The sequence below is a fragment of the Oleiphilus sp. HI0043 genome, from assembly GCF_001634935.1.
The window spans coordinates 1-970 of sequence record NZ_LWEY01001830.1 but is presented as its reverse complement, the minus strand read 5'-3'; the positions used below and the strand labels follow the sequence as shown (position 1 = coordinate 970).

The 970-nt window shown below is 40.4% G+C and carries 1 protein-coding gene; it reads right to left on the bottom strand.

Translation table 11 applies throughout. The features are described 5' to 3' along the window. Positions 1-169 precede the first annotated feature (169 nt). Positions 170-970, bottom strand: an 801-nt coding sequence (locus A3729_RS28180; RefSeq protein WP_068634526.1) for a sigma-70 family RNA polymerase sigma factor, incomplete at its 5' end; no start/stop codon positions are given.

The window sequence follows — 970 nt, the reverse complement described above, 5'->3', positions numbered from 1 at the left end:
ATGTAGTTCGACATTCACGACGATATCTTGTTGTTTAATTTTTTCTTCTTCATTAAAGCCGATGAATGTTCGTAAGCGTAGTTTGTCGATTTTAATAATCGCATTTGATAAATTCATAGTCCGTTTCCTCTCATTATTAATCATTACGAATCAAATTGAATAATGGATCTCAATTGCCATTGCCCAGATCGGTGTCTGGTTCACTTTCTAAGATTGTGTTCAGCTCTTTTTCAGATTGAAGCGATAATTGGCGAACCCTTTCAGATGAGATGAAGAGTATCTCGCTGATCTCTTTTAGCGTGTAGGTGCGGTTGATTCCTATGCCATATCGCATTCGGAGTATGGTTTGTTTTCGTAGATCTAAGCTCCCTAGGATGTTTTTTAGGTCTCGTTTGTACAGGAGCTCCTGTGTTTTTAGGTCTTGTTCGTTTTTTCCAATGAGTTCGTGTTCTTCAGGTTCTGGAGACTGTGCATACCATTCTGTGTTAGCGGTCGCATGAGTATTTAATTCGACATAAGGTGCTTTATTACTGATGTTATCTGGCAAACTCGCTCTAAACTCATGGCTTCTAGGAGGTCGTGATAGCTGCTGTTCTAGCTTTGCCCTCGTTTTGTCGGCAATTGCTTTATCGCGGAGTTGATCGTAAGGTTTACGAACGACACTTGCTTGCTTTTCGATAGCCGCATGTATGTGATGACTAATGGCAGTATAAGCATAAGTCGAAAAGAGGAACCCCTTACTGGGATCAAAGCGCTCAATGGCTTTAAGTAAGCCGATACTGCCTTCCTGCACTAAATCGTTGTAAGGCATTCCGAGGAATCTAAATTTGCCAGCTACGCTAAAAACAAGCTTCAAATTTGCAGTTATTAGTTCATTACGTTCGCTCTTATATTGTTTACTTAGTTTTTCCAGCGTGTGGACCTGATCACACAGAAGAAATTGGTCTGCTGTGTTTTCTTGATTGATGTG